General features: G+C 64.6%; 26 protein-coding genes. 17 read left to right on the forward strand and 9 right to left on the reverse strand.

Going from position 1 to position 26,685, the window contains the following annotated elements; all coding sequences use genetic code 11:
* Window positions 1-103 precede the first annotated feature (103 nt).
* Entirely contained in the window at window positions 104-1,240 is a 1,137-nt protein-coding gene (locus tag K5R33_RS15095; RefSeq protein ID WP_220749902.1) for a hypothetical protein, read from the forward strand.
* 85 nt (window positions 1,241-1,325) lie between these two features.
* Window positions 1,326-1,862 carry an NUDIX domain-containing protein gene (locus K5R33_RS15100; protein ID WP_220749903.1) on the forward strand — a complete coding sequence of 179 codons (537 nt, stop codon included), beginning with the start codon at window positions 1,326-1,328 and terminating at the stop codon, window positions 1,860-1,862.
* Between the two features lie 98 nt (window positions 1,863-1,960).
* Here the strand turns inward: K5R33_RS15100 and leuC are convergent, their stop codons facing one another.
* On the reverse strand, window positions 1,961-3,367 hold the full coding sequence (gene leuC, locus K5R33_RS15105; protein ID WP_220749904.1) for a 3-isopropylmalate dehydratase large subunit: 1,407 nt from the start codon (window positions 3,365-3,367) through the stop codon (window positions 1,961-1,963).
* A 264-nt stretch (window positions 3,368-3,631) separates the two neighbouring features.
* Here leuC and K5R33_RS15110 point away from each other — a divergent pair, with 264 nt between their 5' ends.
* Window positions 3,632-4,384, forward strand: a complete 753-nt coding sequence (locus K5R33_RS15110) for a methyl-accepting chemotaxis protein (RefSeq protein ID WP_220749905.1) — start codon at window positions 3,632-3,634, stop codon at window positions 4,382-4,384.
* Window positions 4,385-4,406: 22 nt separating this feature from the next.
* Here the strand turns inward: K5R33_RS15110 and K5R33_RS15115 are convergent, their stop codons facing one another.
* Together K5R33_RS15115 and K5R33_RS15120 are read right to left on the reverse strand one after the other, a co-directional pair.
* Window positions 4,407-4,640, reverse strand: a complete 234-nt coding sequence (locus tag K5R33_RS15115) for a helix-turn-helix domain-containing protein (protein WP_220749906.1) — start codon at window positions 4,638-4,640, stop codon at window positions 4,407-4,409.
* Window positions 4,640-5,173: a DUF2975 domain-containing protein gene (locus tag K5R33_RS15120; protein WP_220749907.1), complete on the reverse strand. Its 534-nt coding sequence runs from the start codon at window positions 5,171-5,173 to the stop codon at window positions 4,640-4,642. Before K5R33_RS15120 ends, K5R33_RS15115 begins: the two co-directional genes overlap by 1 nt.
* 54 nt (window positions 5,174-5,227) lie before the next feature.
* On the opposite strand from K5R33_RS15120, the gene K5R33_RS15125 reads away from it, so the two are divergent.
* The 8 genes from K5R33_RS15125 (at window position 5,228) to K5R33_RS15160 (ending at window position 11,757) form a co-directional block, all read left to right on the forward strand.
* Window positions 5,228-5,743, forward strand: coding sequence for a hypothetical protein (locus tag K5R33_RS15125; RefSeq protein ID WP_220749908.1), 516 nt, complete (start codon window positions 5,228-5,230; stop codon window positions 5,741-5,743).
* Window positions 5,744-5,812: 69 nt separating this feature from the next.
* On the forward strand, window positions 5,813-6,259 hold the full coding sequence (gene rsfS, locus K5R33_RS15130) for a ribosome silencing factor (RefSeq protein ID WP_373314182.1): 447 nt from the start codon (window positions 5,813-5,815) through the stop codon (window positions 6,257-6,259).
* Window position 6,260: 1 nt separating this feature from the next.
* Complete coding sequence (gene rlmH / locus K5R33_RS15135; RefSeq protein ID WP_220749909.1) at window positions 6,261-6,719, forward strand: 23S rRNA (pseudouridine(1915)-N(3))-methyltransferase RlmH; 459 nt, start codon at window positions 6,261-6,263, stop codon at window positions 6,717-6,719.
* A gap of 40 nt (window positions 6,720-6,759) precedes the next feature.
* Window positions 6,760-8,268 carry a 2,3-bisphosphoglycerate-independent phosphoglycerate mutase gene (gene gpmI / locus K5R33_RS15140; RefSeq protein ID WP_220749910.1) on the forward strand — a complete coding sequence of 503 codons (1,509 nt, stop codon included), beginning with the start codon at window positions 6,760-6,762 and terminating at the stop codon, window positions 8,266-8,268.
* Window positions 8,265-9,365, forward strand: coding sequence for a murein hydrolase activator EnvC family protein (locus tag K5R33_RS15145; RefSeq protein ID WP_220749911.1), 1,101 nt, complete (start codon window positions 8,265-8,267; stop codon window positions 9,363-9,365). Before gpmI ends, K5R33_RS15145 begins: the two co-directional genes overlap by 4 nt.
* A gap of 8 nt (window positions 9,366-9,373) precedes the next feature.
* Entirely contained in the window at window positions 9,374-10,705 is a 1,332-nt protein-coding gene (locus tag K5R33_RS15150) for a S41 family peptidase (protein ID WP_220749912.1), read from the forward strand.
* Window positions 10,702-11,169: an RNA pyrophosphohydrolase gene (locus tag K5R33_RS15155; protein WP_220749913.1), complete on the forward strand. Its 468-nt coding sequence runs from the start codon at window positions 10,702-10,704 to the stop codon at window positions 11,167-11,169. Before K5R33_RS15150 ends, K5R33_RS15155 begins: the two co-directional genes overlap by 4 nt.
* 114 nt (window positions 11,170-11,283) lie before the next feature.
* Complete coding sequence (locus K5R33_RS15160) at window positions 11,284-11,757, forward strand: hypothetical protein (protein ID WP_220749914.1); 474 nt, start codon at window positions 11,284-11,286, stop codon at window positions 11,755-11,757.
* An 89-nt stretch (window positions 11,758-11,846) separates the two neighbouring features.
* Here K5R33_RS15160 and ggt read toward each other — a convergent pair whose 3' ends face one another.
* Window positions 11,847-13,580, reverse strand: a complete 1,734-nt coding sequence (gene ggt, locus K5R33_RS15165) for a gamma-glutamyltransferase (protein WP_220749915.1) — start codon at window positions 13,578-13,580, stop codon at window positions 11,847-11,849.
* 41 nt (window positions 13,581-13,621) lie between these two features.
* Window positions 13,622-14,875, reverse strand: a complete 1,254-nt coding sequence (locus K5R33_RS15170; RefSeq protein WP_220749916.1) for an MFS transporter — start codon at window positions 14,873-14,875, stop codon at window positions 13,622-13,624.
* A 128-nt stretch (window positions 14,876-15,003) separates the two neighbouring features.
* Between K5R33_RS15170 and zapE the strand changes: the two genes are divergently transcribed.
* Window positions 15,004-16,044: a cell division protein ZapE gene (gene zapE, locus K5R33_RS15175; RefSeq protein WP_220749917.1), complete on the forward strand. Its 1,041-nt coding sequence runs from the start codon at window positions 15,004-15,006 to the stop codon at window positions 16,042-16,044.
* 24 nt (window positions 16,045-16,068) lie between these two features.
* Here the strand turns inward: zapE and K5R33_RS15180 are convergent, their stop codons facing one another.
* The 4 genes from K5R33_RS15180 to K5R33_RS15195 form a co-directional block, all read right to left on the reverse strand.
* Entirely contained in the window at window positions 16,069-16,587 is a 519-nt protein-coding gene (locus K5R33_RS15180; RefSeq protein WP_220749918.1) for a hypothetical protein, read from the reverse strand.
* 960 nt (window positions 16,588-17,547) lie between these two features.
* Entirely contained in the window at window positions 17,548-18,777 is a 1,230-nt protein-coding gene (locus tag K5R33_RS15185; RefSeq protein WP_255576486.1) for a bifunctional folylpolyglutamate synthase/dihydrofolate synthase, read from the reverse strand.
* A gap of 120 nt (window positions 18,778-18,897) precedes the next feature.
* Window positions 18,898-19,860: an acetyl-CoA carboxylase, carboxyltransferase subunit beta gene (accD, locus tag K5R33_RS15190; RefSeq protein WP_220749920.1), complete on the reverse strand. Its 963-nt coding sequence runs from the start codon at window positions 19,858-19,860 to the stop codon at window positions 18,898-18,900.
* A gap of 90 nt (window positions 19,861-19,950) precedes the next feature.
* Entirely contained in the window at window positions 19,951-20,850 is a 900-nt protein-coding gene (locus tag K5R33_RS15195) for a CPBP family intramembrane glutamic endopeptidase (protein ID WP_220749921.1), read from the reverse strand.
* A 133-nt stretch (window positions 20,851-20,983) separates the two neighbouring features.
* On the opposite strand from K5R33_RS15195, the gene ilvD reads away from it, so the two are divergent.
* From ilvD to K5R33_RS15220, 5 genes are all read left to right on the forward strand, one after another.
* Window positions 20,984-22,747 carry a dihydroxy-acid dehydratase gene (gene ilvD / locus K5R33_RS15200; protein ID WP_220749922.1) on the forward strand — a complete coding sequence of 588 codons (1,764 nt, stop codon included), beginning with the start codon at window positions 20,984-20,986 and terminating at the stop codon, window positions 22,745-22,747.
* 9 nt (window positions 22,748-22,756) lie between these two features.
* Window positions 22,757-23,533, forward strand: coding sequence for a DUF6478 family protein (locus tag K5R33_RS15205; protein WP_220749923.1), 777 nt, complete (start codon window positions 22,757-22,759; stop codon window positions 23,531-23,533).
* A 10-nt stretch (window positions 23,534-23,543) separates the two neighbouring features.
* Window positions 23,544-23,906: a hypothetical protein gene (locus tag K5R33_RS15210; RefSeq protein WP_220749924.1), complete on the forward strand. Its 363-nt coding sequence runs from the start codon at window positions 23,544-23,546 to the stop codon at window positions 23,904-23,906.
* Between the two features lie 16 nt (window positions 23,907-23,922).
* Complete coding sequence (locus K5R33_RS15215; protein ID WP_220749925.1) at window positions 23,923-24,510, forward strand: histidine phosphatase family protein; 588 nt, start codon at window positions 23,923-23,925, stop codon at window positions 24,508-24,510.
* Between the two features lie 91 nt (window positions 24,511-24,601).
* Window positions 24,602-26,632: an oxidoreductase gene (locus tag K5R33_RS15220; RefSeq protein ID WP_220749926.1), complete on the forward strand. Its 2,031-nt coding sequence runs from the start codon at window positions 24,602-24,604 to the stop codon at window positions 26,630-26,632.
* Window positions 26,633-26,685: the final 53 nt, after the last annotated feature.

Here is a 26,685-nt window from a genome sequence, read left to right on the forward strand (position 1 = left end):
TTCTACATGAAATGATCCGTATCTTGGCGCAGCCGTTCCCTAGAATCGCCTGAATCCATTGGCATCTGTTTTGGGAAACGATCTGTTCTCAAGGACGGAAGCCATGACCGACGATGACCTGAACGATGTCCCTGAACCGCTGGTGAAGGCCCCTGGACCTGCTGCGCGCCGCCGTGCGGAACGGGCCGCTGCAAAGGCCGCGCCCGCATCGGTGTCAGGGCGACTCCTGGCGCGGTTCAAACGGCGGGATGTGCGGCGGCGGACCGCTGCGATTCTGCTCCTGACGGCCTCTGCCGCCGTGGGGTGGAGCGTGCTTGGCTCGAACGAGTCTCAGGATGTGGCCCAGGGGCTGACAAATGTCCTGGACGCCAAAGTTCTTGACGATGCGATGCCAGGCGCGGCCATGCCGACCCTTCTGACAGCCGCCGCCCCCAATCTGCCCCAGGCCGAAGATCTGCCCGAGGACGAACCGCAAAGCGCGGATGCCTCTGCGCCGGCTACGTCCACGGTTGCGGATGGATTGCCCGCCTTGACGGACTTGCGGGAAACCCAGGCCGTTCTGGGGGAGGGTGACTGCGCGATCACGGTCGATGCCATGTCCTTGGCCGCCGCAACCATTGCCATGGATATCAGCGCGCCTTGTGATGCGGGCTCCCGCGTGGATGTTGTGCAATCTGACCTCCAGTTCGCCATCGTCCTGGACGAAGCCGGTACCGCGACGCTGCAGATGCCGGCCCTGTCGGATGAACCTGCGGTTGCCATTCTCGTGGCGGACCGGGACCCCCTCTCGTTCCAGACCGAAGCGGTCGATGTGCGTGGCTATCATCGCGCGATCCTGTACTGGCAAGGGTCTGCCGGGCTTGAGCTGCACGCCTTTGAAGGCGAGGCTAGCTATGGTGATGACGGTCATGTCGGCCCCGAGGCACCGCGCACGATTGCCCATGCCTTGTCCGGAAATGGTGGGTTTCTGACGCCCTTGGGCGATCCCGGGATCGAGGATGCCCGCCTTGCTTTGGTCTACACCCTGCCTGCGGGCCTGGATGCCACCTTGAGCATTGAGGCGCCAGTGACCGAGGCCAATTGCGCGCAGGACATCTACGGCGGCACGATCCAAGTCGGGCCAGGTATCCCCGTCGTCACGCAGGACATCACCATGACCATGCCGACTTGTGAGGCGGTGGGGGACTACGTCATGCTGGGAAATCTGATGCAGCCGATTGCGGTGGCATCGACCGAATAGGCGCTGACATTCCCTCTGGAGCATTCGGGCGGCCTATCTGGCTGCCCGCTTGCGAGTGGTTGCACTAGCGATGTAAGCGCCCGCCATGGCTCTGCGGTCAGACATTCGCGATGTGATCGCCGCCATCCCTCCCGGGGACGCGCGCGAGGCTCAGGACCGGGCACAGGGCCTGGCCTGGATCGACAGCGGCGCGCCGCTCTTCCGTGTGCAAAAGCCCGCGACCCCGCCCAGGCACCTGGTCAGTTACTTCGTGCTGATAGATGGGGACCATGTCCTGCTGGTTGATCATCTGAACGCGGGTCTTTGGCTGCCGACGGGGGGGCACGTGAACCCGGATGAGCACCCCGCTGATACCGTTCGTCGCGAGGCGGCAGAGGAGCTGGGCCTGTACGATTTCATAGTGCCGCCGAGCCCGACGTTTCTCACGATCACCGAAACGGTCGGGCGCACGCGCGGTCATACGGACGTCTCGCTTTGGTACCCCCTATGCGTGCCCCGCCAGACCGCGTTGACGTATGACACGTCGGAATTCTCGTCTGTGGCCTGGGTCACCCGCCAGACCTTGCCTTGGGATCGCTGCGACCCCAACCTGGGGCGGTTTCTCGACAAGATGGGGCTGTAACAACGCTGGCGCCACTGGGCGGGCGATCCTGCCATCGACCGAGCCACAAACGAAAAACCCCGCCGAGGCGGGGTCTTTGAGAGCATCGAGCGCCGGCGTTACAGCAGCTCGCGCACGTCTGTCAGCTTGCCGGTCACCGCAGCCGCAGCGGCCATGGCCGGGGACATCAGGTGGGTGCGGCCCCCACGGCCCTGGCGGCCCTCGAAGTTGCGGTTCGAGGTCGCCGCACACCGCTCGCCCGGCTGCAGCTGATCCGGGTTCATGGCCAGGCACATGGAACAACCCGCCAGGCGCCACTCGAACCCGGCCTCCTTGAAGATGTCGGCCAGACCCTCTTCCTCGGCCTGCGCGCGCACAAGGCCTGAGCCGGGGACGACCATGGCCCGCATGCCGTCCTTGACGCGCTTGCCCTTAAGGATCGCGGCGGCAGCGCGCAGGTCCTCGATCCGACCATTGGTGCAGGAGCCGATGAAGACCGTGTCGATGGCAACATCCGACAGGGGCGTCCCCGGCGTCAGGCCCATGTAGTCCAGCGAGCGGGCGGCGGCGTCGACCTTGCCGCCTTCGAAGTCGGTCGGGGCAGGAACCGCAGCAGTGATTGGCAGCACGTCCTCGGGCGAGGTGCCCCAGGTCACGACGGGCGCGATATCTTCGCCTGCGATGGTCACCACCATATCCCAATGGGCGTCGTCATCGGAATAAAGGGTCTTCCACCAGTCCATGGCGGCTTCCCACTGGGCGCCTTTCGGCGCATGGGGTCGGCCCTGGCAATATTCGAACGTCTTCTCGTCTGGCGCGATCAAACCGGCGCGGGCGCCGCCCTCGATGGCCATGTTGCAGACGGTCATCCGGCCTTCCATGGACAGGTCGCGGATGGCTTCACCACAGTATTCAATGACGTAGCCGGTGCCGCCCGCAGTGCCGGTTTTGCCGATCACGGACAGGGTGATGTCCTTGGCCGTGACACCGGGGCGCAGCTTGCCCGTGATCTCGACCTTCATGTTTTTGGATTTCTTCTGGATCAAGGTCTGGGTGGCCAGCACATGCTCCACCTCTGACGTCCCGATCCCGTGGGCCAAGGCGCCGAACGCCCCGTGGGTGGCTGTGTGGCTGTCGCCGCAGACGACGGTCATGCCAGGCAGGGTCCAGCCCTGTTCAGGGCCAACGATGTGAACGATGCCCTGACGCACGTCGGACACAGGATAGTAGTGGATGCCGAAATCCTTGGCGTTCTTGTCCAGGGCGGCCACCTGGATGGCGCTGTCCTCGGTCATGTTCTTCGGGTCTTCGCGGCCGGCGGTCGTCGGCACGTTGTGGTCGGGCACGGCGATGGTCTGATCCGGGCGGCGCACGGTCCGGCCCGTCATCCGCAAGCCTTCGAAGGCCTGGGGGCTGGTCACTTCGTGAACCAGGTGGCGGTCGATATACAGCAGGCAGGTGCCATCTTCGGCCTCATGGGCGACGTGGGCATCCCAGATCTTGTCGTAGAGTGTCTTACCGGTCATTTTGCGGGTCCTTGCGGAGGATCAGAGTGTCAGGCGATAGGCGGCGAGATCGGCATCAGCCGCGCGCCGTTACCCCGTGGGCACGTCCGAAGAACCGCCAAGGCAGAAAGGCATGATCGCTGAGGTCGTGCACCCGTGTCATAGCGCGGGTCGATAGCGGTCTTGGGTCGGGGCTGCAAGCGGCGCTGAGGTCGCGGCAGCGTTGCTGGTATCGCTTCGCACGCGTTAAGCCTTCTTTTAGCGGTCCAGTCCTATTCCAAGGTCATGAGCGCCTATGACCCAAGTTTCGAAACAGCTTTGCCCGCCCAACTCGACAGGTCAGCGGCGCCCGCCGACGCCGTTCGCGCGGCGCTCCAACTGCCCATGAGCCTGCGCTTTCAGGGTGCGCGATGTGCCTTGTTCGTGGCGGCGGTTTTGCTGAGCCGGGATCCTGAGATGCGCGTATCGGCCCGTGATGGCCTAAACCGCGCGACGGAAGGGTATGACGCCTTGCGGGATCTCTTGGCCGACTGGAGAAACCGGCAAACGCTTCATCCCGCCCTGCATCCCCTGTTCGAAGAGACGGATGCCCATACGACGGGCAGTCTTGGGGCAATCGACGCTTATCGCGCCGTGTTGGAGGAGGTGATTGCCGCGCTCGATGCTGGAGGTGATCTGGAGCCCGCGATTTTCGACCGTGTGATGGGGACGGCCTATAAGGTGTTCCATCCTGCAATGGTCTCCCTCAGCGGTAAGATGGCGGAAACCGGAAATGCGTTGCGAGACCATGGTCAACGGACCGCGACCGAGGCAAGGCTGCGCGCACTGGATGCCCGCGACCGGATCGACACCATTGCCCGAACGGTGCGGCTGATTTCGCTCAACGCGCGGGTGGAGGCGGCCCATGCGGGTGATGCGGGGCGCGCGTTCGGTGTCATCGCCGAAGAAATCAAAACCCTGTCTGAGCAGACGGAGACTGTGAGTGCAGAGATGGGGGAAAGCGTGGACGACATCATGTCAGCCCTCAATATCCTGTAGTCCCATCGTAACAAACGACGCGTCAGTTTGTGCCGCTATCGTTGGGCGTTGGAACAGGGACCGCTTCCAACAGATCTCCGGGTTGGCAGTCTAGGGCAGCACACAGGCGCCCCAGGGTTTCGAACCGAATCCCTTTGACGCGCCCGGACTTGAGCAGGCTCAGGTTCTGCTCGCTAATTCCAATTTCCTGAGCCAGATCGCGCCCCTTACGTTTGCGCATGGCCATCATGACATCGAGCCGCACGACGATGTCCATCAGACGAAGCCCCGGTTTTCTTCGGCCACATGGGCCGCTTCGACCATGGCCCAGCCGACAACCAGCAAGAGGCCGCCGCACAACAGGAATCCAAGATCCGCATCGGACAGGGTGATCGACAGTTGGCGCTGCCCCGGGGCATTCCCGGCGCTCAGCAGGACGGTCTGCACGCTGTGGGCCAAGACGCCAGTCGCCGCCAGCGTCAGGAGCCCGCGACCGGACCGAAGCAGGCGCCGCGCGCTGTCGACGGTCAGCACCTCGCCCTGGGCATAGCCGCCAAAGAGCGCGCGCATTTGCCAGAGGACATAGAGAGCAACCACCGCCAGAAGCGCTTCGATCACGATGTAAGTGATGACAGCCCACAGCCCCGGCGGCGTGTCGATCCGCAGGTCCGGGTGCGCGTCCGTGATCGCATGGGCCGTGAACTCACCGCTTAAGACGGCACAGCTGAACAGCAGCGGGATCGCCAACATGTTGATCGTGCACGCCAGGCGAAGCCACCTAGAGACGCGCATTACCCTCTTGACCGTCATTCGATGTTCCTCAATGAAAGTTTAATGTAAAACAGTAAAAATATGAGATTCGATATGAAGTCAATCCTTCTTGCTACGACGGTCCTGGCACTGACCGGGTGCGCATCTGTGGTGCCGGGCACGGCCTTGCTCGCCTCTCGGATGGATCCATTGACGGCAGATCCTGCAGATATTGCGGCCTTTCCCATTTTGCCCGAGGGGATCGGTCTGCTTGCGGACGAAAGCGTCCTGGTCCTGTCGGGCGTGCGGCAGTCTGACGGGATCAGTCACGCGGAGACGTTCATTTTGTCCCCGTGGCAGGGGGGCTACCGCATCGATCCTGAGGACTACGAGCGGTTCCGGGACCAGCAGGTCCGTCTGATCAACTGGTCGGAAGAGGTCGGGTTGGACGGCTCGCTTGGGATCACGCTGGCGCCGTGCCTGATCGGCAGGGGTCCCGACGCGGATGCGCGTTACTCCGTCGACGTGATTCTGCGCCAAGGTGGGGCCCGCTTGCCGTTGCTCAAGGACGCGCCGTTGAAGGACATTATTGAGGCCTTCGGCGAGATGTCGCAGTGCCCAGGTGGTTGAAACGGACCGTCGCTAGGGTCAGGTGACGCCCCAGTTGCCCGACCCTGCTCTGGGTGGTATCCTTTTGCCGTGCTGTCAGACTGGTCGGCACGTAAATCCTCGGAGGAACAGACACTGTCTGCTGACACCATTGCGGCCACCGAAGATGCCGCCACCGCGCCCTCGGCCTCTCCCATGACGGATGAGATCCTGGCCCTCGTTCTCAAATCTCTCGACGATGACAAAGCCGAAGACATCGTGCAGGTGGACCTGCGCGGCAAGTCCGCCGTGGCAGACTACATGGTCGTCTGCTCGGGCCGGTCGACCCGTCAGGTCAGCGCCATCGCTGAGAAACTGTCGGATCGGTTGAAGTCGACCCTGGGCCGCTCTGCGCGGACCGAGGGCAAGGGGCAGGGCGATTGGGTCTTGCTGGATGCGGGCGACGTCATCGTCCACATTTTCCGCCCTGAGGTGCGCGAGTTCTACCAGTTGGAAAAGATGTGGCAGGACCCCGAGGCGGCCCCCCGCCCGAACTGAGGTGCGGATTACCCTCGTTGCCGTCGGGCGCCTGCGGAAGGGGCCCGAGAAGGCTCTGGTCGATGAGTATCTGGATCGGTTTGCCAAGACCGGGCGCGGCCTGGGGTTGCCCAGTGTTTCCCTTGTGGAGGTCGAGGCGAAGGGCGGCCTGACCGAGGCAGAGGCCATCACCCGCGCGCTTCCAGCCGGGGCCGCCGTGGCCATCTTGGACGAACGGGGGGCGGGGCTGACGTCTCCGCAACTCGCCGAAAGGATCGCCGCCTGGCGGGATCAAGCGCGCGATGTCGCCTTTGTCATTGGCGGTGCCGACGGGTTGGACCCATCCCTGCGCGCAGCTCCTGACCTCGCCATCAGTTTCGGGTCGGTTGTCTGGCCCCATATGTTGGTACGTGTGATGCTCGCGGAACAGCTTTACCGCGCGGCCTCGATCCTGGCTGGCAGCCCCTACCATCGCGCGTGACGCCGTCCTACAAGGCGGCAAACGACCTTCGGAGGCTGCGATGCAGAAGAAACCCACCGTCCTGTGTATCCTTGATGGGTGGGGGATTTCTGACCGCCCCGAGCAATCGGCCCCGGATCAGGCGAAGACGCCGCATTTTGATCGCCTGATGGCGACATGTCCCAACGCGACCTTGACGACCTTTGGGCCCGACGTCGGTCTGCCCGAGGGGCAGATGGGCAATTCTGAAGTCGGCCATATGAACATCGGGGCCGGTCGTGTGGTCCGTATGGACCTGGGATTGATCGACCACGCAATCGAGACGGACAGCTTCCGCGATGAGCCTGCGCTGACCGATTGGATCGCCACGCTGAAAGACAGCGGTGGCACGGCCCACCTGATTGGCGTGGTGTCTGACGGGGGGGTGCATGGCCACATCGACCATGTGCTCCATGCCTGTCAGGTTGTTGCCGAAGCGGGCGTTCCGGTCGTTCTGCATGCCATCACCGACGGGCGCGACGTGGCGCCCCGGTCCGCCGAAGGCTTCATTGCGCGGCTGTCCGACCTGCCAGAGGGCGTCACGGTGGGGACCCTCACGGGCCGCTACTACGCCATGGATCGCGACACCCGGTGGGAGCGGGTGGAGACGGCTTGGGCCGCCATGGTCTGGGGCGAGGGCGAGGCCCATGGCGACGCCGCTGCGGCGCTGTCTGCCGCGCGGGCGCGGGACGAGAGTGACGAGTTCATCCAAGCGAACGTCTTAGGCGACTACGAAGGCATGGGCGACGGCGACGGCGTCTTCTGCCTCAACTTCCGCGCTGACCGCGCGCGCGAGATCCTTGCCGCGCTGGGCGATCCGGAGTTTGACGGGTTCGAAACCCGCAACCGGCCCAAGTTGCATATGCTGGGGATGGTCGATTACTCGGTGCGTCACAACAGCTACATGACGGCGGTGTTCCCAAAGAAAGCCGTAGAGAACACGCTGGGCGCTTGGGTCGCGCAACAGGGGCTCACCCAGTTCCACTTGGCCGAGACGGAGAAATACCCCCATGTCACGTTCTTCCTGAACGGCGGCAAGGAGGAGCCGGAGGCGGGCGAAGATCGGCACATGCCAAAATCGCCCAAGGTCGCGACCTATGACCTGCAACCTGAGATGTCGGCGCCGGAGGTGACCGAGCATTTCGTGGCAGCCATCGAAAGGGGCTATGATCTGATCGTCGTGAATTATGCTAACCCGGACATGGTGGGTCACACCGGAGATCTGGCGGCGGCCGCTGCTGCCTGTGAGGCTGTGGACGCTGGGCTTGGCGCAGCTCTGGCGGCGTTGGAAAAGGTTGGTGGCGCCATGGTCGTCTGTGCCGATCACGGGAACTGCGAGACGATGGTCGACCCCGAGACCGGCAAAGCCCATACCGCCCATACGTTGAACCCCGTGCCCGTGATCTTGGTGGGAGGCCCTGACGGGGCGAGGATGCGGGACGGGCGGCTGGCCGATTTGGCTCCGACGGTCCTGCACCTTATGGGCGTTACCCCGCCGTCCGAGATGACGGGGCAGAGCCTGATCGCATGATGCTGCGCGCGGCCCTTTTGTCGGTGGTCTTGACTGGGTCCGCCATGGCCCAGGGTGCTGGTGAGACGGCGCAGCGTGCCGCGACGCTGCTGACCGAGGCCGCGCAGCAATTGGACCGGGCCGAGGGGGCTCGGGACCGGGTCGTCGCGTTGACAGCCGTCGTGCGTGCCTACGAGGAAGGGTTGGCCGCCCTGCGCCAAGGGTTGCGGCAGGTCACAATCCAGGAGCGTGCCCTGTCCGCGGATTTGGACGCCCGCGAGGCCGAGATCGCGCGCCTGTTAGGGGTTCTGTCCACCATGGAGCGGGCACCCACGCCGCTGCTCTTGTTGCACCCCTCCGGGGCGCTGGGCACCGCGCGGTCGTCCATGATGTTGAGCGAGGTGGCACCGGCTCTCCAGGCCGAGGCGGATGCCCTGCGCGGCGATTTGACGGCGCTGGAGGATCTTCGCCTGTTGGAAGAGGCGGCGGTCCGGTCGTTGCAGGAAGGTGTGGAGGGCATCCAGCGCGCGCGCGTCGCCCTGTCCACGGCCATCTCCGACCGCACGCCACTCCCCGCTCGTCTGGCCGAAGATACCGCGCAGATCGCGGCACTATTAGGCCGGGTGGATACCTTAGAGGCCTTCGCCCAAGGGTTGGGGCAACTGCCCGAGGTGCCGGGACAGGCGATCCTGGACCGGCCTCTGCCGCTGCCCGTGACGGGGCGCGTGCTGCGTGGGTTCCGGCAACCCGATGCGGCGGGGGTGTCCCGTCCCGGGCTGGTGGTGGCAACGGCGGCGGGTGCCTTGGTGACTGCGCCCACCTCTGGAACGGTGCGATATGCGGGTCCATTGCTCGATTACGGAAACGTGATCATTCAAGAACCGAAGCCCGGTGTGATGTTTGTTCTTGCAGGGCTGTCAGAGACATATACCCATGTTGGCCAAGTGGTTGTGGCCGGTGCGCCCTTGGGCCTCATGGGCGGGACACAGCCGTCGGGGCAGGATTTCAGCCGCGATGCCGCTGCTGGAGGTGGCACATCGCGGACGGAAACGCTTTATGTGGAAGTGAGAGAGGGCGGCAGCCCCGTGAACCCGTCCGAGTGGTTCGCTGAGGAGTAGGAAACGAGATGAAGAAATTCGCCATGGCCGCTGCGGGCGGCGTCGTCGCCGGGATCCTGGCCACCACACAAGTCGCGGGCCCCTTGCTCGCCCAGGAAGCCGAAGAGGCGAACGTCTATGAACAGCTCGATCTGTTCGGCATCGTGTTCGAGCGCATCCGCAATCAATACGTCGAGGATGTGGACGAGGGAGAGCTGATCGAGGCCGCGATCAACGGAATGTTGACATCGCTCGATCCCCATTCGTCCTTCCTGCCGCCGCGGGACTTCGAGGACATGCAGGTCGACACCCGCGGAGAGTTCGGCGGCCTCGGCATCGAGGTCACCCAGGAAGAGGGTTACGTGAAGGTCATCACGCCCATGGACGGCACCCCAGCCTATGAGGCGGGTGTCGAAGCGGGCGACTTCATCACAGCCGTCGATGGCGAGAGCCTTCTTGGCCTGACGCTGGAAGAATCGGTTGAACTGATGCGCGGCCCCATTGGGTCAGAGATCATCGTGACCATCGTGCGCGAAGGTCTTGAAGAGCCGCTGGATGTTTCGATCACCCGCGACACCATCCAACTGACCGCCGCCCGCGTGCGCACGGAAGGCGATAGCATCGTGATCCGGGTGGCGACCTTCAACGATCAGACCATGCCCCAGGTCGAAGCGGGCCTGGCGGATCAATTGGGCGACGACGGACTTAACGGGGTGAACGGCGTGGTCCTTGACCTGCGCAACAATCCCGGCGGATTGCTGAATGCTGGCGTCGATCTGGCGGACTTCTTCCTGGAACAGGGCGAGATCGTCTCCACCCGTGGTCGCGAGGCGGGCAATGGCGACCGGTTTAGTGCGCGTCCAGGCGATGAGATCGACGGGTTGCCCATGGTGGTTCTGATTAATGGCGGGTCGGCCTCGGCCTCGGAGATCGTGGCAGGCGCCCTGCAAGACCATCGCCGTGCGGTGGTGGTTGGGACCAAGTCCTTTGGTAAGGGGTCCGTGCAGACGATCATGCCCGTCCAGGGCGATGGTGCGATCCGGTTGACAACGTCACGGTATTACACGCCCTCGGGTCGGTCGATCCAAGCGCTCGGCATCTCGCCCGACATTGTCGTCGTGCAGCCACCGCGCCAGCCGGAGGCCGAGGAAGACGAGGCTGACGCGCGGCCCCGGCGCTCTGAGTCGTCGCTGCGCGGGTCGCTGTCGAACGACAGCCTGACCGAAGACCAGCAGGAGCAGATCCGCCTGGAGCAGGAAGCCGCCGAGGAGGCCGCCGAACTGCGCAATGAGGACTATCAGATGGCCTATGCCATCGACATCCTGAAGGGCCTGTCGGCCATCGACGTGGCCACCGAGTGAGCGTTGAGACGGCGCTCTACCGGCCCTGCGCAGGTGTCTGTCTGACCAACCCCGCAGGGTTGGTCTGGGCTGGGGAGCGTCTGGACTTCCCCGGCGCCTGGCAGATGCCCCAAGGCGGCATCGACCCGGGAGAGGCGCCCCGCGAGGCGGCTCTGCGAGAGTTGACCGAGGAGACGGGGCTGCCCGCCTCCGAGGTCACGGTCTTGCGGGATCTGCCGCAGCCCTTGTCCTATGATCTGCCCCCGGATCTGGCGGCGAAAATGTGGAAGGGCCGGTACAAAGGCCAAATCCAACACTGGTATCTCATGCGCTACGCTGGCCCGGACAGCGCGGTCGACTTGGACCACCATGTGCGAGAGTTCAGCCAATGGGCCTGGATGCCAGCCGATCAAGTACTGAGCAGCATCGTGCCCTTCAAGCGCGATATCTACCGCGCGGTTCTGGCGGAGTTTGGTCTGCTATAGGCCTCTCTCTGACCGTGGATTGATCCGGGCATGATGGACTGTGGTTGCCTGCCGCTATCGCATAACTGCGGGGTTCAGGGCAGGAGGCTTGGGTGTCTTGAAATGGGGGCCGCCATGATCCGTGTGATTGCCGTTTTGATCGCGTGTTGGATCGCGGGGCAGGCACAAGCGCTGTCTTGTATGCGCCCGACGGTTCAGGGGACTTACCTTGACGCGGATGGGCGGGCTGAGACTTACGTGCTCGCCCTGGGCCGATTGACACCTGTGCCAGGGCAGACCCGCCCGGCGGAGCCAGCCAATCCAAACGACCGCGTGCCCTACAGTCTGATGACCCGCTTCGACGGTGCCTTGGCCACGTCCGATGGGTTCACCCGCACAGCGCGGTTCGATGTGCGGGTGGATGTGGGATGCGCTGGGCCGTGGTGCGGGGGCGTGCCGACGAGCAAGCACCTCTTTTTCCTCAAGCGCGATGGCGCGACCCATAGCTTCGAATCCGGGCCGTGCCCCTGGTTTGCCTTTGAGCCGACGGTGGAGAACCGCGCCGATGCCCTCGCCTGTTTGAACGGCGGGATGTGCCGTCGTCCCTGACCGTTTGCCCAAACGAGGGACGCGCCTGGAGCCTACGGGCCGCAGCCGACAGCGATGGCCTTGGTGTTCCGTAGGGCGAGGGCAAAGGCTCACTCCCCGATGGCCACCCCTTCCCGTCGGGGATCGGCCCCGCCAGACAGACCATCGGGTCCAATGGCAATCACGTGCAACCCGCTGGTCAGACCTCGGACGTTCGTCTCATAGCCCATGGCGGTCAGGGCCTCGGACAGGGTTTCCGCGCTGGTCCCTTCCTCCAGGTCATAGGTGCCGAACCGGTTCACCAGGTGCGGCATGGCGACCGCCTGCTGCACGTCCATGCCCCAATCCATATGGGAAATGATGGTCTTGGCCACGTAGCCGATGATCCGCGACCCGCCCGGGGAGCCGACGACAAGCACGGGCGCCCCGTCCTCCATCACAATGGTCGGCGACATGGACGACCGGGGGCGCTTGCCAGGCTCGACCCGATTGGCGATGGGGACGCCGTCGGAATGGGTGCGGAAGCTGAAGTCGGTCAGTTCGTTGTTCAGCAGGAACCCACCCGGCGCCATCAGGCGAGAGCCGAAGCCGTTCTCGATGGTCGTGGTCATGGAGAGCGCATTGCCGTCCGCGTCCACGATGGAGATATGCGAGGTCGAGGGCAGCTCCAGGCTTTGGTCATCGGCGAGCAGCATGGCGTGATCCCAGGGCGGGGTACCGGGCGCGACCTCCTCCAGGGCCATATCCCCCTCCAAGAGTTGCGCGCGCTCCGCGAGGTAGGCCGGGTCCACGAGGCCTTTGGTTGGCATGGGCACGAAATCGCTGTCGGCCATGTAGCGGCCCCGGTCCGCGAAGGCGAGGCGCGAGGCATCGCCGATCAGGCGCCAGGCCTCGGGCGCGTCCGGGCCGAGCGCGGCCAGGTCATACGGCTGCAACAGCCCCAGGATTTGCCCCACGGTCAGGGCACCGGACGAGGGCGGTCCCATGCCGCAGACCTCCGCCCCGCGATAGGGCGCGCAGACGGCGGGGCGTTCGATGACCTCGTAGTTGGCGAGGTCGCGCATCTCCAAGCGCCCAGGCTGGGCCGCGCCGCGCACGGTGGCCACGATGCCCTCGGCGATCTCGCCGGTGTAGAAGGCTTGCGCGCCCTCGGAGGCCAGGGCCCGCAACGTCGCGCCATAGGCTGCGTTCACCAAGGTCGCGCCTTCGGCGATGGCCTCTCCGTTAGGGTAAAAGTAGGCGGCGGTGGTAGGTGCGACGGTCAGCCGGTCCATATCGCCCGCAACCAGCATGGCCAGGCGGGGCGAGACGGCAAAGCCCCCTTCGGCCAGGGATATGGCCTCATCGAACAGGCCGCCCCAATTGGCCGTGCCCCAGCGGCGGTGGGCGGTCTCCATCAGGGCGGGCGTGCCGGGCGTGCCGACCGAGAGGCCGCCCACCACGGCGTCCCAAAAGCCCATCGGCTCCCCATCTTTCTGGAACAGCGTCGGCGTGACCGACAGGGGCGCGGTTTCGCGACCGTCCAGGGTGGTCACCTCGCCCGACGCGGCGTCGTAGTAGACGAGGAACGCACCACCCCCCAGGCCCGACGACTGTGGTTCAACTAAGCCCAACACGGCTTGGACCGCGACCATGGCATCTGCGGCAGACCCGCCCTCACGTAACACCCGCGCACCAGCTTCCACCGCCAAGGGGTTTGCGGCGGCGACCATCCAGTTCTCGGACGTGACAGGGGCCGAAACCTCTGGCGCCAGTCCCGAGGCAGCCTCGGGCGCCACGGCGTCGGCGGTCTGTTGGGCTGCGGCGGGCGCAGCCGCAAGGGTCAGGGCGAGTATCAGACGCATGGGATCCTCCTGTCCGGTGATCCCCTGAGGGTGGCCCGTCTTTACGTCGGGGCAAGCCCTTTGTCGGTGCGCTGGTGCAGGGGGCGTTCGTTGATTGGCAGATGGACAATCGCCGACAGCAACCCGACGCCCACGCCGACCCACCAGACGGCCACATAACTGCCCGTCGAATCGTAGAGCGTGCCGCCCAGCCATACGCCCAGGAAGCTGCCCAACTGGTGGCTGAAAAACACCAGACCATAGAGCGTTCCCATATAGCGCAGCCCATAGATATGGGCGACCAACCCGCTGGTTAGCGGCACGGTCGCCAGCCAAAGTGATCCCATGGCGATGGAAAACAGGACGACCGAGACCGGCGTGATCGGCATCGCGATGAAGAGGGCGGCGGTGATCGTCCGACCCAGGTAGATGCCCGCCAGCAGGTACTTCCGGCTATAGCGCTTGCCGAGCCAGCCCGCATAGATCGTGCCAGCGATGTTTGCCAATCCGATCAGCGAGATCGAGACCGCGCCTAGGGCTGAGGTCGTTGTGATCCCCATGGAATGCAGCATCGTCCCAGGCTCGATCGGCCCGCACATTTCGGTGACCAGGGCGGGGAAATGCGCTGTGACGAAGGCCAGTTGATAGCCGCAGGAAAAGAACCCCACAAAGATCATCGCATAGGAAGGATCGCGAAAGGCTTTGCCTAGGATGGAGCCCATGCTCTCTTCCAACTCGGCCTTCGTGGCCGCAGGCGCCCGCAAGGCCGGTAGGGCAAACAGCGCGAGTCCAACGACACCGGCGAAGATCAGGAACACCTCCTGCCAGGAGTAAAAGACCAGTAGCGCTTCGGCCGCTGGGGCGCCAAAGACCTGTCCCAAGGACCCAGCCGCCGTGGCAATGCCCAGTGCCATGGACCGATTCTCGTCCGAGGTGGCGCGCCCAACAATGGCCAGGATGACCCCGAACCCCATGCCCGCGATGCCGAACCCGACCAGCACCGACAACACCTGATGACCGAACGGCGTGACCGCCCCCGCCGTCAGGATCAGACCGGCGGCATAACAAATAACGCCCGCGACGATGGCCTTGCGATCCCCAAAGCGGTCAGCAATCGCCCCGAAGATCGGCTGACCGATCCCCCAGAACAGGTTCTGAATGGCGATGGCCAAGCTGAACTCGGCCCTGGGCCATCCGAACTCCGCCGCAATCGGCAACTGAAACACGCCGTAACTGGCGCGGATGGCGAAGCCGATCATCAGGACAAGGCAACCGGCAATCAGGACCGGCGTCACGAGGCGCGTATCTTTGGTCATGGCATTTCGTGCCCGCTTCGGCAGGCCGTAGTCAAATCAGTGTTTCTGATGTGACCCTGCGGATTTCTTATGCGACCGACCCGCCGCCCCTTGGCGCGCCCCCGGCCCGTGCCTTAGGAGGGCGGTCGATGACCCTTCATGACCTCTATGCCGCCCGTGTCGCCGATGGCACGCTAACCGCTGATCCCGCGCAGCAGGCCGCCCTCGCGCCTTTGGAGGTTGTGCGCGCGGCCCTCACCCAACCCGAGAAGCGTGGCTTCTTCGGACGGCGCAAAGCCCCCGAAGGTCCGATGGGGGCCTACCTCTGGGGCGGGGTCGGGCGTGGCAAGTCCATGCTGATGGATCTGTTCCATGAAGCCTCGCCGGTGCCGTCCCGCCGCATCCACTTCCATGCGTTCATGCAGCAAGTTCATGAGGCGATGCACCAGGCCCGGGCCGCCGGAACCGTCGACGCCCTCGGCCCTTTTGCCGATAGCGTGATCGCCGATGTTCGGGTGCTGTGCTTCGACGAAATGCAGATCACGGACATCACCGACGCCATGATCGTGGGCCGTCTGTTCGAAAAGCTGTTCGAGGCGGGTGTGCGCGTGGTCACGACCTCCAACCGAGTGCCCGATGATTTGTATAAGGACGGGCTGAACCGTGCGCTGTTCCTGCCGTTCATCGAGATGGTGAAGGACCGCATGCTGGTGCACGAATTGGTCAGCCCGCGCGACTACCGCCAGGACCGTTTGGCCGGAGAGCCGGTCTATTTTCTGGGCGGTGGTCCCCTGGACGATGTCTGGGCGCGTCTGTCTGGCGGACGCTCCGAGGGGCTGACCCTGCGGGTGAAGGGCCGCGAGATCCAGTTGGATGACTTTGCGTCCGGCGTGGCCCGCGCCTCGTTCAAACAGCTTTGCGGCCAACCCTTGGGCGCTGGCGATTACCTGGCCCTCGCCCGCGCCGTGCGTGTGCTGATCCTGACCGATGTGCCCCAGTTGGACGGCGCCCATGGCAATGAGGCACGGCGCTTCATCACGCTCATCGATGCCCTCTATGAGGCCAAAGTGCGCGTCATCGTCAGCGCAGCCGCCGAGCCAGAGGACTTGTCATCTGGCGCGGTTTTCGAGTTCGACCGCACGGCCAGCCGTTTGCGAGAGATGCAGGGAGATGGCTGGGGCCTGACCTGAGCGCGTGGCGGGGTACGTCTCGCCCTACGACGCCGTGTTGCGCGGTGGCCGCCCCGACATCATCAGTGGGCCGCACGGGTTCGCGGGATCCGCGGAGATCGCCAAGGGCGTGTCCGGCGGAATACCGCTTTCGTCGATAAAAACACCGTCCACGCACACATCCTGAGCCCGGTTTCCGCCGTTAAAGCCAAAGCCGGGCGTTCCGCAATCATTCGCCAAGCCGCCTGCGTTCCAGGCCTGATACGTCCCGTCTTCGCGATGCCCGCCCATGGGAAAGCTCAAGGTGCGGGTGTCAAAGCGCAGCGTCCAGGACGTCTCTGGCGTGAGGTCTTTCATGGACCATTGTCCCAAGTACCGATCCCCTTGCCACCCGGTGATGCCGAACCCGGTGATCGTATTCTCGGTCACGACCCACCCTTCGGCGGTGTCTGGATAGGAGATAAAGCCTTCGATCCGATAACCCTCGGCACCGCGCCAACAGAACCCGTGGGTGACCGCCGTTGCGGGTGTCGCCAGGAGGATGCACGCAGCGAGAACAGCCATCGTGGGACCGCGCCGTATGACTGGATTTCGCGGGCCTGGAGCTGTCCCAACCATGTCATGGCCTCCTTGGGTCTACGATAGGGATCGGTCTGCACCGCGCCCCGCCGGATGGCAACATTGACGCGCGCGATCCCCGAGGGGTGGGCGTTATCCCTGGGGCAAGGCTCGCTGCAATGCGTTCATGGGGTCCATCTGGCAATCAACCTCCGCCGACTGCATGTGTTGCGACAACTCAGAGCCAGACTGTTCTGGGTTCCGTGTTCCAGACCACGCCGTAATCGTTCGCCGTTTGACCGGTTTCCCGCGAGGGCCTGCGTTCTAGCGCTGTTGTGGACCTGCTGCTTACAGGGGCGCGAGACCGCGCCACACTTTGGTTTTGTTGAGTGTAACTGCCCCGTCGCACAGGGTTTGTGCCGCGTTCGTCTTGGGTAACAGTACGGCTGCACCGGATCTCATCCATTGTGCGTTCGCGGTTTTGCGATCCGTTTTCAATCAGACAACAGGCGTCTTGCCTGTTACTCCAAGCGCGTTGGCCCACTTTGTGCCGCTAGCTCGAAGCAGACCTGCGGACTGTTCATGAAGATCGGTGACGCTGTATCTCACCACCAATCGTTGTTTTGCAGTTTCGCGGACGATGGGGGTGCAAATCCTCCGCGCCATCTCAAGCCACTGCGATAGACGGGAGAGCCCCAATCCAGTCGCACAGAACGACTACGGCCAGATCGCGAAGCGACGCCTGCTCGGACAAGTGTGGACAGTATACGGCTGTTTCAGCCTCAGAGCACTCCCCGATCCTCGATTCCTTTGCCAGACTGCCAGGTCCAAATTCGATGTCAGGGCCACCTCTGACGACAGCCGCTATCCCGCAGATAAGGCCAGAACGCCGCGACCTTGGTTGAGACGGTTCGTCATGACGCCAGTCCGCGGCCCCCAGGACGGAGAAGCCTCTTCCGCTCGCTCTTAACCGTTCTCCTGCAAAACACGCCCCGCAAGGTAGAGCGAGCCGCAGATCAGAATCCGCGCATCTGGCGTCTCGGCGGAGATGCTTGAGATCGCTTCCTCAACGGAACTCGCCTCAGTCGCGGACAACCCTGCCGATATGGCCGCCGCACAGGTCTCTGCCGCAGAAAGGGTCGCGGCCTCCCCTGGAATGGAGACCCCGTATAGGTGGGCCACGCGCCCGGCCAATGGCCGCATGTAGCCGGTGGCGTCCTTGGTGTTGAGCATGCCGCAGACCAGATAGGTTGGTCGCTCTGGCAGGCGGCCCAGCGCCTCGGCCAGCGCCGCCCCCGCTGCCGGGTTGTGGCCCCCATCCAGCCAAAGCTCCGATGATCCAGCGGCCTCAACCAGCGGCCCATGGGTCAGCCGTTGCATCCGGGCGGGCCAGACTGCCTGACGCATGGCTGCCTCAGCCCCGTTGGCGCGGTCCAACGCGCGCAGGGCGGCGATGACCATCCCGGCATTTTGAACTTGGTGGGCGCCAATGAGGCGTGGCGGCGGCAGATCCATGAGGCCCGTCTCATCCTGGAAGATCAGGCGCCCTGCCTCTTCGCTGACGTGCCAATGCTGTCCATGTATCAATAGGGGGGCGTTCAGTCGCGCGGCCCTGTATTCGATCACTTCGAGCGCGGCCTCTTCCTGGGGGCCGACGACACAGGGCACGCCAGGTTTTAAGATCCCCGCTTTCTCGGCGGCGATCTTTTCGACCGTATCCCCAAGGAAGCCTTCATGGTCCATGGAGACTGGCGTGATGATCGTCAATGCGGGGTTCACGACATTGGTGGCGTCGAGACGGCCGCCAAGCCCCACCTCCAACAAAGTCCAATCGGCACGCGCGCGCGCGAAAGCCAACAAGGCGGCGACCGTGGTGATCTCGAAGTAGGTGATGGGTGCGCCGCCGTTGGCCGTCTCGCATTCCTCCAATAGGTCAGAGAGGGCGCTTTCATCTATCAGCTCCCCGGCCAGTCGAATGCGTTCGTGGAACCGTGCGAGATGCGGTGAAGTATAGGCGTGACAGGTGTCGCCTGCGCCTTCCAAGCCCGCGCGCAGCATGGCCAAGGTGGAGCCTTTCCCGTTCGTCCCGGCGATGTGGATCACAGGCGGCAGTTTGGTTTCGGGATGGTCCAGCGCGGCCAACAACCGGTGAACGCGGTCCAGGACAAGGTCGATGACCTTGGGGTGCAGCGCCATCAGGCGCTCCAGTATGACGTCAGAGCTTTGCATCGCGGGGCCTGGCTGGGGGTGGGTGGGGGCGGCGGCGGTCAACCGCCGCCTGATCGCCGGTAACCGGCGATCCGCGCCCGTCCGGGGTTAAGCGGAATCGCCTGAGGGAAGACTGTCGATTGCCGGTGCTTCGGTGTGCGGTTGCACTGCCTCCGCCGGGGCGGGCGCCGACGGGCGCGGCAGGTCACCGTGTACCACAGGGCTGAGGCCCATCAGCATGCGGAGGATCGTAGCGAGCTCTTCGCGGTGCTGGCTGCGCGGCGTCACGCGGTCCAACATACCGTGGTCGAGCAGATACTCCGCCCGCTGAAAGCCTTCGGGTAGGGTCTCGCGGATGGTCTGCTCGATCACACGGGGGCCCGCAAAACAAATCAGCGCGTTCGGCTCCGCGATATGGACATCGCCTAGCATGGCGTAGCTCGCTGTGACGCCGCCTGTCGTTGGATGTGTCAGCACCACCACGTAAGGTAGCCCCGCCTCCTTCAGCATCTCAACGGCGACGGTCGTCCGGGGCATTTGCATCAGGCTGAGGATCCCCTCCTGCATGCGCGCGCCACCGGCGGCGGAAAACAGAACCAAGGGGCGCCCCATGGCGACGGCGCGTTCGGCGGCGGCGATGATCGCATTGCCCACGTACATCCCCATGGACCCGGCCATGAAGCTGAAATCCTGCGCCGCAGCGACGACCGGCGTCTTGAGGATCTCGCCCTCGGCCACCAACATCGCTTCGGCCTCGCCCGTGCCCTTCTGGGCCGCTTTCAGTCGGTCGGGATAGCGTTTTTGGTCGCGGAACTTGAGCGGGTCATCGATTGGCGCTGGTACGACGACCTCGGTGAAGATCCCGCCATCGAAGAGCGCCGTGAAGCGGTCGCGTGGCGAAATCTGCATGTGATGGTCGCAATTCGTGCAGACCTGCAGGTTATCGGCCAATTCCCTGTGGAACAGCATGGTTCCGCAGTTATCGCATTTAGTCCAGAGGTTCTCGGGCACCTCGCGGCGGGAAAACAGCGAGTTAATTTTGGGCCGGACGTAGTTCGAAATCCAGTTCATCGCGCCTCTCCGCTGCCTTGACGGTGCGGAGATATGCCGCGCGCCTGGTGATTGCAATTCGTGGCGTCACCCCAGCGGCGGCTGTTTGGTTCAGCTCTCGGGGGCTGTTCCCCGCCGCGCAAGCCACAGCCGGATCGCTGCCCAGATGATGATCGTGGTCAGCATGTCTTGCAGAACGAGGGGCCGCAGAATGTCGGTGTTCTCCGCCGTGAACGGCGTTGTCCAAAGCGATGCGCCCGAAATCGAGCCATTGAGCGACACCACAAGGATCGCAATCGTGTTGTTCACGAAATGGACGCCCCACGCCGCCCCGATGGACCCCGTCACGCGCGTCAGATCCGCCGCCACCAGCCCGAACAGCGTGGCTGCCGCCACCAACCACGGGGCGTTTGAGCCCGCCGTTCCGGGATCGTAGTGCAACAGGCCAAAGGCAATCGACGGCAGCACCATCCAAACCAGCCAATGGTTGAACCGCGCGGCGAGTTGCTGTTGCAGATAGCCACGAAACAGCACCTCTTCGGCGCCGGTCTGTAGCAGGATGCCCAGCAGTGTGGCGGGCAGGAACGTCAGGAAAAGGTCCAGGGGCGTGTTGGGCTGCACGGTGTAGGGCAGCGGCAGGATCACGGTCAGAGCGCCAAACACGGCGACGGCGATCCCGCTGGCCACGACAAAGTCACGCACCAAGCCCGCGCCGAACAGCGACACACCGGGGCGGCTATGCATCACCCGGGCGGCGGCCAGGCTGCCCAGGAACATGCCGCCAAACGTGCCCAATAACAGGACGACGGCGGTCGGCGTCTCGGCAAGGGCGATGCGCTGCATCCATCCGTCCAACCCGGCGTTTCCGACGGTTGCCCAGACCGAGGCGAGGATGCCGATGATCGTGACGATATAGATGGCCATGACGACCACGACGCCAACCAACAGGCGCCAAAGCTGGGGGCGTGCCCGCGCGGGGGCAACGAAACGGTCGAAGGCTGGGGTCCACATGGGATATCTGCTCTGATTGTTTTGACGCAGAAGGTAGCGCTGCTGGTGCCATGCGGCAATCATGCGGTTGCGGAACCGCTTGTCTGCCTTGCGCCCCTTCTCTATCGACGGGACCGACGGACAGGAGGATACGATGCTCAAAGGCCCCACGGACAAATCCAAGCTGCCAAGCCGCCACGTGACCGAGGGCCCCGCGCGCGCCCCGCACCGCAGCTACTTCTATGCCATGGGGTTGGGCGAGGAAGAGATTCACCAGCCCTGGGTCGGCGTCGCCACCTGCTGGAACGAAGCCGCGCCCTGTAACATCGCCCTGAACCGTCAGGCCCAGGCCGTGAAGCTGGGCGTCAAGCAGGGTAACGGTACCCCGAGGGAATTCACCACCATCACCGTCACCGACGGCATCGCCATGGGGCACGAGGGGATGCGGTCCTCGCTCGCCTCGCGCGAGGCGATTGCCGATACCGTCGAATTGACCATGCGCGGCCACTGCTATGACGCGCTGGTGGGTCTGGCCGGGTGCGACAAATCCCTGCCAGGGATGATGATGGCCATGGTCCGGTTGAACACGCCGTCGGTGTTCATCTACGGCGGCTCCATCCTGCCGGGCAAAGCCCCCGCCGGCGCCGATGTGCCCGAGGAATACCGCGACCGCGACCTGACTGTTCAGGACATGTTCGAAGCTGTGGGCAACCACCAGGCCGGGAACCTGTCGGACGCCGCGCTGGATGTACTGGAACGGGTGGCCTGCCCCTCGGCTGGGGCCTGTGGGGGTCAATTCACCGCCAACACCATGGCCTGCGTGTCCGAGGCGATTGGTCTGGCGCTCTTCAACTCCTCCGGTGCGCCTGCGCCCTATGAAAGTCGGGATCAGTACTCCATTGCCTCCGGTCAGGCGGTGATGAATCTGATCGAGAAGAACATCCGCGCCCGTGACGTTGTCACCCGCAAGTCGCTGGAAAACGCGGCCCGCATCGTGGCCTGCACCGGCGGGTCGACCAATGCCGGTCTGCACCTGCCTGCCATCGCCCATGAGGCGGGGATCGAGTTCACGTTGGAGGATGTCTGCGACATCTTCCGCGACACGCCCTATTTCGTCGACCTGAAGCCGGGCGGCCAGTATGTGGCCAAGGACCTCTATGAGGCCGGCGGCGTGCCGGTCGTGATGAAGGAGCTACGCAAGGCGGGTCTGATCCACGAAGACTGCGTCACTGCCTCTGGCCGCTCCATCGGTGAGGAGTTGGACAGCGTCAAAGGCGACGCGGACGGCAAGGTTATCTATCCCATCGAGACGCCCATCACCAAGACGGGCGGTGTCGTGGGCCTGAAGGGCAATCTCGCCCCCGAAGGCGCCATCGTGAAGGTCGCGGGCATGGAGGCGCAGCATCAGCTGTTCACCGGCCCGGCCCGCGTGTTCGAATGCGAAGAGGACGCCTTCGAGGCCGTGAAGGCGCGCGAGTACGAAGAAGGCGAGGTCATCGTCATCCGCAACGAAGGCCCCGCCGGTGGGCCCGGTATGCGCGAGATGCTGGCGACCACCGCCGCCCTGTCCGGCCAGGGCATGGGCAAGAAGGTCGCGCTAATCACCGACGGGCGCTTTTCAGGCGCGACGCGCGGTTTCTGCGTGGGCCATGTCGGCCCCGAAGCGGCGCACGGCGGGCCAATCGCCTTGGTCCAGAACGGCGACGTCATCACGCTGAACGCCATCGAAGGGACCATCTCGGTAAACCTGACCGAGGATGAACTGGCCGCACGCAAGGCGGACTGGACCGGCGCCCGCAAGACGATCTACGCCTCGGGCGCCCTGTGGAAGTACGCTCAATTGGTCGGATCGGCCAAGTACGGCGCCTGCACCCATCCGGGCGCCAAGGGCGAAAAGCACATCTACATGGATCTCTGAGCCACCCCGATGCGCAACCCGCTGCCCGATCTGTTGCAAGCCCTGCGGTCCCGCCGGGCCGTGCGGCGCTGGCAGCGGGCGGCAGGGGCCGGGCGCGCCATGACCCATGGTCAACTGGCCCGGATTGCCCCCCAGGCGAGGGCCGTGGGGGCCGCCGCCAACAGCCTGACGGAGGCGGCGGACCGACGTCTTTTGGGGCCCGGGATCGGTCAAGACGGTATTGAGCGGCCGCCCCAATGCGATTGGGCCTGGCGGGCTGGGCCTTGGGCCGCGCGCATGTCCCCCGCGACACTTGTGGGTGTCCAAGGCGGCACGCCTGTGGGGGCGGGCGCGCGCCTGTTCCATGATTGCCCCCTGGCCGAGATCACCGTGCGACAGACCTCTGTCACGACTGCGGGCGTCCCGGCGCCCTTCGTGCTGTCGCTTGATGCGCTCGCCTTTGAGGGCAGTTTTCTGTCCCTGGCGATTGACCTGCCGACCGAGGCTGTCGCCTCGCTGACCCGCAGCCATATCGTCTGCGTGACGACGCGTATGCATATGGAACGCCGTGCCGAAGTCTTTGTCCGCCTGAACCTCAGCCACGGCCCCAATACCGACCAGATGGTGAGCGAAGTCACGCCGGGGTCGGACGGGCCCGTTGTGTCAGAGTTCGACTTGGGGTTTGAGACGTTCAACCCCGCCCGGCTCAAGGCTGCGTGGATTGATCTGATCTTTGATACGCCCGCCATGAACAGGGTCGTGCTAGAGGACGTGACGGTGACCCGCCGCCCCCGCGCGGCCCTTTAGAGGACATCCGATGGCCTGGACGCTCAGCCGCATCTCTCTGATCGGGGGCAGCTACCGGGGTCTTTTGTCCGGCGAGGGTGAGGCACCCGCATTGGAAATGTGGCTCGACGGGGATGTGATCGGCCACATGACCCTTGTGCCCCTGGGGGAGGGGAGCGGCGAGTGGCAGGTGGACGGAGAAATCAGCGCAGCCGTTTTGACCGCCGGAACCTGGACCGTCTCGATCCGGGCCGAGGGCGATATCCTCGACACGATCACCTTTATCGCTGGCCTGGACGCCCCCGAAGATCTGCGGGCGGAGGTGGATGCCCTGCGCGCCGAGGTAACTTTGTTGAAGGCGGCCTTTCGCCGCCACATCACCCAGCAAGACTGACCCGAGGGATAAAGACATGGCTGAGATCTGGATGATCACCCATGGCCAGGTAACGCGCGATCCAGCGGTGCCGGTGCCCCAATGGCCCCTGACGCCGGAGGGGCGGACGCGACATGGGCGCCTGAACGCCCGATTGGTTGCCGAAGGCTTTGGCTCGCTCTGGTCCTCACCCGAACAAAAGGCCCGGGACGCCGCCGAGATACACGGAACAGCGCTTGGCCTCGTCCCAGGCGTCCGCGAGGGGCTGTCGGAAAACGACCGTTCCTCCACCGGGTTCCTTCCACCCCATCAGTTCGAAGCGGCCGCTGACGCTTTCTTCGGGGCGCCTGACGTGTCTTGGAATGGGTGGGAAACTGCGGCGGCGGCCCAGGCCCGGATCCTGCGAACTGTTCGGGCGATCGATGCCGAAGCCGTACCCGGAAATGTCCTGATCTGCGGGCACGGAGCCGTCACGGCCCTGACCCTCTGTCACGCCATGGGTGTCCCCATATCGCGCCAATGGGACCAGCCCGGCGGCGGTGGCGGCAACGTGATCCGTCTGCGGCGTGGTGATCTGGGGCTGCTTGCCGGTTGGACGTCTATCGAGGATCTGGCGGTCGCTTGACGTAACCCAGGCAAACGTCACCTTGTGACGCTGCGTTCCCCCGTGACAGCGCTGGCTGGGCTGGGCAGGGATAGCGCCAGGAGGAGACGCCATGACCCATTATCCGCACCTGCTGGCCCCGCTGAACCTGGGCTTCACCACGCTCAAGAACCGGGTGCTCATGGGGTCCATGCACACGGGGCTGGAAGAGACGAAGGATTGGAACCGGGTCGCGACCTTCTACGCCGAACGGGCCGCGGGCGATGTGGCCCTGATGGTCACCGGTGGCATGGCCCCCAACCGAGAGGGCGGCGTGTTTCCTGGGGCGGCGGGCCTGTTCTCGGACGAGGATATCCAGAACCATAGGATCGTCACCGACCGGGTGCATGACAACGATGGCAAGATCGCCATGCAGATCCTGCATGCAGGTCGCTACGCCTATGGGCCGGAGTGCGTGGCGCCCAGCCCAATCAAATCCCCGATCTCGCCCTTTCCTCCGAAGGAGCTAGACGAGGACGGCATCGAAAAGCAGATCGCCGATATCGTGACCGCAGCGGTACGGGCGCAACAGGCGGGCTATGACGGCGTCGAGGTGATGGGGTCCGAAGGGTATTTCATCAATCAATTCCTGGTGGAGCATACCAACCGGCGAACGGATCGCTGGGGCGGATCGGTGGAGAACCGGCAACGGTTGCCGGTGGAGATTGTCCGCCGTGTGCGTCAGGCCGTGGGGACCGACTTCATCGTCATCTACCGTCTGTCGATGATCGACTTGGTGCCCAAGGGACAGACCTGGGAGGAGGTCGTTGCCCTGGCCCGTAAGATCGAAGCAGCAGGCGCGACGATCCTGAACACCGGCATCGGTTGGCACGAGGCGCGTATTCCGACCATTGCCACAAGCGTGCCGCGCGCGGCCTTCACCTGGGTAACCCGCAAGCTGATGGGTGAGGTCTCGATCCCGGTGATCACCTCCAACCGGATCAACACGCCAGAGGTGGCCGAGGGTGTCCTGGCCGAGGGCGCGGCGGACATGGTCTCCATGGCGCGGCCCTTCTTGGCCGACAGTCAGTTCGTGAAGAAGGCCGCCGAGGGACGCGCCGCCGATATCGCCCCCTGCATTGCCTGCAATCAGGCGTGCTTGGACCATACCTTTAGCGGCAAGATCAGTTCTTGCCTGGTCAATCCGCGGGCCTGTCACGAGACGGAGTTGACCTACGACCCTGCCGAGACGTCGCGGCATGTCGCGGTCGTGGGGGCCGGTGCAGCGGGGGCGACCGTGGCCATGATCGCGGCCCAGCGGGGGCATCGCGTGACGCTCTGGGACAAGGCCGAAGCCGTGGGCGGGCAGCTCAACATGGCCAAGGTGATCCCCGGCAAGGAGGAATTTGTCGGTCTGGTGGAGTGGATCGCCCGCATGGTGGACCATCCCGCGATTGACCTGCGGCTGGGCCAAGCCCCCGGGGTGGACGACCTGCGCCATGCCGATGAGGTGGTGATCGCGACGGGTGTTGTGCCCCGTGATCCCGGTATTCCCGGCCAGGACGGGGACAACGTCGTCGATTACATCGACGTGCTGCGCGGCGGGGCAGAGGTGGGCGCGCGCGTGGCCATCGTCGGGGCAGGGGGCATCGGGTTCGACACGGCCGATTACCTTACCCATGGCGACGGGCCGTCCACGACCGAAGACTTGGCCGCCTGGCTGGCCGAATGGGGCGTGGCCGACCCCGAGTCCCATCGCGGCGGCCTGTCCCCAGAGGGGCCGAAGCCCGAAGGGTCCGCCAGACAGATCACACTGTTGCAACGCAAGGCGGAGAAACTGGGCAAGCGCCTGGGTAAGACCACCGGCTGGATCCATCGCGCCGGACTTCAGATGAAGGGCGTCAAGATGGTGCCAGGCGTGAACTATGAGCGGATCACGCCAGAGGGCCTGCACGTCAGTTTTGGCGAGGCGCGGGACAAACCGACCTTGATCGAGGCGGATACCGTGGTGCTCTGTGCGGGCCAACTGCCCGAGCGGTCATTGGCCGATGCCTTGGCAGTAGAAGGCATCACCGCACATGTCATCGGAGGGGCCGATGTGGCAGCAGAATTGGACGCGAAGCGGGCCATAGATCAGGGCGCGCGGCTGGCTGCTACGCTGTAGGGGAGATTTTAGCTGAATTGTAACAGTATGTTACGGAACTGTTTCCTTGTTTC

The sequence above is a fragment of the Jannaschia pagri genome (assembly GCF_019655435.1).
Taxonomy (GTDB): Bacteria; Pseudomonadota; Alphaproteobacteria; order Rhodobacterales; family Rhodobacteraceae; genus Jannaschia; species Jannaschia pagri.

Bases quoted from the DNA above. Each gene is read 5' to 3' on its own strand.
- K5R33_RS15095 (WP_220749902.1), top strand. From the start codon at position 104: ATGACCGACGATGACCTGAACGATGTCCCTGAACCGCTGGTGAAGGCC.
- K5R33_RS15100 (WP_220749903.1), top strand. From the start codon at position 1,326: ATGGCTCTGCGGTCAGACATTCGCGATGTGATCGCCGCCATCCCTCCC.
- leuC (WP_220749904.1), bottom strand. From the start codon at position 3,367: ATGACCGGTAAGACACTCTACGACAAGATCTGGGATGCCCACGTCGCC.
- K5R33_RS15110 (WP_220749905.1), top strand. From the start codon at position 3,632: ATGAGCGCCTATGACCCAAGTTTCGAAACAGCTTTGCCCGCCCAACTC.
- K5R33_RS15115 (WP_220749906.1), bottom strand. From the start codon at position 4,640: ATGGACATCGTCGTGCGGCTCGATGTCATGATGGCCATGCGCAAACGT.
- K5R33_RS15120 (WP_220749907.1), bottom strand. From the start codon at position 5,173: ATGACGGTCAAGAGGGTAATGCGCGTCTCTAGGTGGCTTCGCCTGGCG.
- K5R33_RS15125 (WP_220749908.1), top strand. From the start codon at position 5,228: ATGAAGTCAATCCTTCTTGCTACGACGGTCCTGGCACTGACCGGGTGC.
- gpmI (WP_220749910.1), top strand. From the start codon at position 6,760: ATGCAGAAGAAACCCACCGTCCTGTGTATCCTTGATGGGTGGGGGATT.
- K5R33_RS15145 (WP_220749911.1), top strand. From the start codon at position 8,265: ATGATGCTGCGCGCGGCCCTTTTGTCGGTGGTCTTGACTGGGTCCGCC.
- K5R33_RS15150 (WP_220749912.1), top strand. From the start codon at position 9,374: ATGAAGAAATTCGCCATGGCCGCTGCGGGCGGCGTCGTCGCCGGGATC.
- K5R33_RS15160 (WP_220749914.1), top strand. From the start codon at position 11,284: ATGATCCGTGTGATTGCCGTTTTGATCGCGTGTTGGATCGCGGGGCAG.
- ggt (WP_220749915.1), bottom strand. From the start codon at position 13,580: ATGCGTCTGATACTCGCCCTGACCCTTGCGGCTGCGCCCGCCGCAGCC.
- K5R33_RS15170 (WP_220749916.1), bottom strand. From the start codon at position 14,875: ATGACCAAAGATACGCGCCTCGTGACGCCGGTCCTGATTGCCGGTTGC.
- zapE (WP_220749917.1), top strand. From the start codon at position 15,004: ATGACCCTTCATGACCTCTATGCCGCCCGTGTCGCCGATGGCACGCTA.
- K5R33_RS15180 (WP_220749918.1), bottom strand. From the start codon at position 16,587: ATGGCTGTTCTCGCTGCGTGCATCCTCCTGGCGACACCCGCAACGGCG.
- K5R33_RS15185 (WP_255576486.1), bottom strand. From the start codon at position 18,777: ATGGCGCTGCACCCCAAGGTCATCGACCTTGTCCTGGACCGCGTTCAC.
- accD (WP_220749920.1), bottom strand. From the start codon at position 19,860: ATGAACTGGATTTCGAACTACGTCCGGCCCAAAATTAACTCGCTGTTT.
- K5R33_RS15195 (WP_220749921.1), bottom strand. From the start codon at position 20,850: ATGTGGACCCCAGCCTTCGACCGTTTCGTTGCCCCCGCGCGGGCACGC.
- ilvD (WP_220749922.1), top strand. From the start codon at position 20,984: ATGCTCAAAGGCCCCACGGACAAATCCAAGCTGCCAAGCCGCCACGTG.
- K5R33_RS15205 (WP_220749923.1), top strand. From the start codon at position 22,757: ATGCGCAACCCGCTGCCCGATCTGTTGCAAGCCCTGCGGTCCCGCCGG.
- K5R33_RS15210 (WP_220749924.1), top strand. From the start codon at position 23,544: ATGGCCTGGACGCTCAGCCGCATCTCTCTGATCGGGGGCAGCTACCGG.
- K5R33_RS15215 (WP_220749925.1), top strand. From the start codon at position 23,923: ATGGCTGAGATCTGGATGATCACCCATGGCCAGGTAACGCGCGATCCA.
- K5R33_RS15220 (WP_220749926.1), top strand. From the start codon at position 24,602: ATGACCCATTATCCGCACCTGCTGGCCCCGCTGAACCTGGGCTTCACC.